General features: G+C 34.5%; 1 protein-coding gene and 2 pseudogenes. 1 reads left to right on the top strand and 2 read right to left on the bottom strand.

Going from position 1 to position 4,479, the window contains the following annotated elements:
- Window positions 1-181, top strand: a 181-nt coding sequence (locus tag AFK68_RS38490; protein WP_210407315.1) for a hypothetical protein, incomplete at its 5' end; no start/stop codon positions are given.
- 1,454 nt (window positions 182-1,635) lie between these two features.
- Here the strand turns inward: AFK68_RS38490 and AFK68_RS34745 are convergent.
- Window positions 1,636-2,304: pseudogene (locus AFK68_RS34745) on the bottom strand (ATP-binding protein); the annotation flags it as partial.
- Window position 2,305: 1 nt separating this feature from the next.
- Window positions 2,306-3,029: pseudogene (locus tag AFK68_RS44630) on the bottom strand (sensor histidine kinase); the annotation flags it as partial.
- Window positions 3,030-4,479: the final 1,450 nt, after the last annotated feature.

Below are 4,479 nucleotides of genomic sequence, written 5' to 3'. Positions count from 1 at the left end.
ACTCTGGCTCTATCCGTATACAGAAACAGAAAAATTCCATCATCTAAGAAATTATTTTTTAGCGATAGAACTCCGTTCCGCTTTCACTGCGCGACATGAAAGGCGGAGCCGTCGCTGCAGCTATATCGCGAACGTTGTAGAAAAGAAAATCAACCTCAAAGATATCAAATGTGTTCTATAAAGCGATAATTCCAATGCGCAAATATGGAATGCCACTTTTCCTGTGGTTAAAAATTTCTCCAACTAAAACGTTTTAGTTATGAGATTTATTAGATATAGCACTAAGCAAATAGGGCACGAACATTTATCTATGCTCAAACTCAGTCAAGAATTACTACTGACTCCTTCAAACCCCAGAAAATGTCAACTGACCCTTAATTTCCTCCAATAAATCTACTATTGATAGATCGGAAGGCAAAATTTTTGTAGCTACCTTGCTCAAAACTAAATTTAGATTTTCTGGTGTCAGATTTTTTGGTAATTTATAATCATAATGTTCCAAAACTAATATAGGAGGTTTTATAACAATTCGCTCTAAATCAGATAATCCTTTATCCAAACCAGGCGGTAAATTTCCCCGCAAACAAATTAACAATAAATCCACACTCTGATTTTCCAACTGCTGTAAAACCTCAACCCAAGATTTAGCAATTAAACCTTTAAATCCAGAAGTTTGAATATACTGAACTAACACCTGCGTACTATCAATTGGTAATTTAGTTTCTGCACAATCTTGCAAATTTTGATTAGTCACTTCTAAATCAGAAATAAAACCAGGAAAACTCGGATAATTAAAAGTATTATCTCCTAAATCTCTCCCCTTTTGTTCTAGAGTAAAATCAGATAAATTAATAACAGCATCCTCAGACAAAACATTTTTTAAAGGAACCGTAAAATCCTTAATATTTGCCACATCAATAACTAATATATTTGGCAGGCAACTCATACCCGCAGCAATAGAAATTACTTGCCACAACGCCGAAGTTAAACACTCATAATCAAGTTTTGTTTCAGTTAAATTATTGTCATTTTTCTCAAAAGCCAAACAAGGAAAAACAGACAATTCTTTCACTTGATTAGCAGCTTGAGTAGTTTCAGAATCCAAAGTTACTAAAGGAATAGCTGCCAAGGTAGAATATTGACTTAACTTTTGAATAAATTCAACTGGAGCGATGGCTTTAGATATTTTTTCTACCAAAATTACATTAGGTTGCCAAATCTTAGCAAGTAAATTAGCTTGAGCTAAATCATCCGCTTCTATCATTCTGTATTCACTAGGAAGTGAAAGAAACTTATCCTCATAGATAGAGTCTTCTGTAGTAGACTTCTGAAAATTATACTTACCAGGAATTAAACGGAGAATTACTAACTTTTGATAATGCNATATTTTTTCTACCAAAATTACATTAGGTTGCCAAATCTTAGCAAGTAAATTAGCTTGAGCTAAATCATCCGCTTCTATCATTCTGTATTCACTAGGAAGTGAAAGAAACTTATCCTCATAGATAGAGTCTTCTGTAGTAGACTTCTGAAAATTATACTTACCAGGAATTAAACGGAGAATTACTAACTTTTGATAATGCTGTTTTTTTGACGGTGAATCAGTAAACTCAGTCAATATTTGTTCTAATTCTAATTGTTCCACAGGTAAACTTAAAAATTTATTCGCTCCATTAATTACTCCTCTTTCTTTCTCACCTCTCGTGGAAGTTATTACTACAGGAATCTCGCAAGTATCAGTATCAGTTTTTAGCAGAGTTAAGACATCCCAACCTGATAAAAGTGGCAATAATGGATTCAGAAATATCAATTTTGGTTGTAACTTTCGTGCCTTTTCAACTGCTTCCGTACCAGAACGTGCAATAACGACTCGATAACCCAAACCTGTTAATTTATTTGTTAAATCTTCAATAAATCGTGGAACTGCTTCAACAATTAGAACTAAACGAGATGAATAATTAATGACAGATAATTGGTAATTATTAACAGGTAATTTACTATCTTTTTTTGTCCGTAATTCATTTTCTTCAGTAGCAATTAATCCTTGTTCTTTAAGATAATCATTTGTTTCCCATCCCTCCTTTCCTAAATTTTTTGGAGGTGGAATAGGTGGTAAAATCAACGTAAATTCACTTCCCTTACCTTCCTGAGAAATGAAAGTAACATCCCCACCATGTAAACGAGCTAAACGTTGAGTTAATACTAAACCTAAACCAGTTCCCTCAAATTGACGATTAAGAGGATTTTCTAATTGTTGAAACTTCTGAAAAATCAAATGTTGCTTGTCTGGTGGTATACCAATCCNGAGGTGGAATAGGTGGTAAAATCAACGTAAATTCACTTCCCTTACCTTCCTGAGAAATGAAAGTAACATCCCCACCATGTAAACGAGCTAAACGTTGAGTTAATACTAAACCTAAACCAGTTCCCTCAAATTGACGATTAAGAGGATTTTCTAATTGTTGAAACTTCTGAAAAATCAAATGTTGCTTGTCTGGTGGTATACCAATCCCAAAATCCCAAACAGTAAAAGTTATCCACTTTTCCCATCTAGCTACCTTCAATCCCATCTTACCATCTGCTGGAGTAAACTTCAAAGCATTGGATAACAGATTTACCAACATCTGGCGCAAACGCAATTCATCTGCAATTAAAATATTCAAACCAGTCTCTATTTCCAAGGTATACTTAGCTCGCAGAGAATCAGGAAATAGAGTAGAAGATAGACCTTGAGAATTGTGATGCTGAAGTTGTAAAGCTTCTTGAAAAGCGCGATCGCAAACTTTCCGAATTTCAACTGGTTCTGGGTTCAACTCCATCTGACCAGTTTCCATGCGAGTCAAATCTAGAATATCATTAACTACAGCCATCAAATGACGACCACTTTGATGAATGAGTTGAGCATAACGGGTTTGACGTTCATTGAGAGTTCCTAGAGTTTGCTCTTTCAACAAACTAGATAAACCCAGTACAGCAGTTAAGGGTGTTTTCAATTCATGGCTAATACAAGCCAAGAATTCATCCTTAAGTCGGTTCAGCTGAATCAAATCAGCATTTTTAGCCTGTAATTCCTTTGCCACTAAGTGTTGTTCTGTGACATCCTGAGCTAAAACTAATGTCAGGTCAAAAAATTGCTGACTACTAAACTGCCATACTCGCTCTTGACCATTTTTTTGAGGACAAGTACAAACATAAGTATCAGGCTGAGTATTATAACACCAACTAGAAGCAGAATTTGACTTTGGTATTTTGGCTCGTTCTTGTAAAAGTGTAGTAGGGGAAATGCTCCCATTAGTTGTTCCTAGACATGAAAATGTAACACTATCTCCCAGCATAGCTAAAGAGTCTGCTATTTTTACTTCTGTCGGCTGTTGTTTAATATTTTTAGCAGATAAACCTACAACCGCATCTACAATTTCTATCAATTCAGATTCTTTTTCAATCTGAGAACGCCATGCTAGATTCTGATTTATTACTTTACCATCATTATTCTTTAACATTAAAGGTAGAGGCAATTTTTCTAAGAGCTTGATTAATGAACGGAGATAGGAAGAGGTTTCTACTGTTCCTTGATTGAGCAAATCTTTTGTAGCTATTTGCTCTTGTTCTATGGAATTTTCTGGTTCAGAGATATTTAGCTTCAGCTCTTCAGTTGTAGAAAGAAATTCTAATAGACGCAAACTATCTAGTAATCCTAAAAATTTACCCTCTTTATCTACTACAGCAATAGGTAAACTAGAATATTCTTGATTAATGTCCCTTTCAGATTTTGGCTGGAGATATGGCCATAATTTTTCAACAGTTAAATCTGCTGGTAAAATTCTCAGACTACCCAATGTCAAATAACTTACTTCAGATAAAGGTTGTTGCCAATTTCCTATAGAAGTATGAGTTTGAAGTAGTTTGGTTTCTGAGTTTGATACTAGATCAGGAATTAAACTATGTAAGTAAATTAATCCTAGTGGTTGGTGTTGATGATTTACTACTACTAACTCGTTACATTTTTCTCTACAGAAAATTGACCATACTACCTGCAAATTTTCTGTTTGTAAGCATACTGGTATAGAAGATATAAATTGTTTTAAAGTTGTGTAGGGCATTAACATGACAGTTCGGGTATATAAGCTGAAATATATTCATTAAGGGTATATTGACTAACCGGACTATAATTTAGGCCATTCAGAACGGAAACCCTTATCCCTACATCTGTCCACAGATGATGAACAATAACTACTTCAACACCTGGTAGGAAAATCCCGTTAAGCTCATAGTTAGCTAAAATTTTGACATTGATGCTAATGATGACAGAATTGAATATTTATGGCAGTATACAGATATAGGATTAATATTCCTCCTTTAAGCTGATGCTATGTCAGAGGTCTTGGTGAGTAAATTCAAAATAATTTTAATTTTGCTGAACCTATATTCATATATAGCTACATTCCTCATGCTATCCTCCTTACTAAAACTATAGAGGTT

The sequence above is a fragment of the Hydrocoleum sp. CS-953 genome (assembly GCF_002260545.1).
In the GTDB taxonomy this organism is placed as follows: Bacteria; Cyanobacteriota; Cyanobacteriia; order Cyanobacteriales; family Microcoleaceae; genus Trichodesmium.
This window is presented reverse-complemented; position numbering and strand designations above follow the sequence as displayed.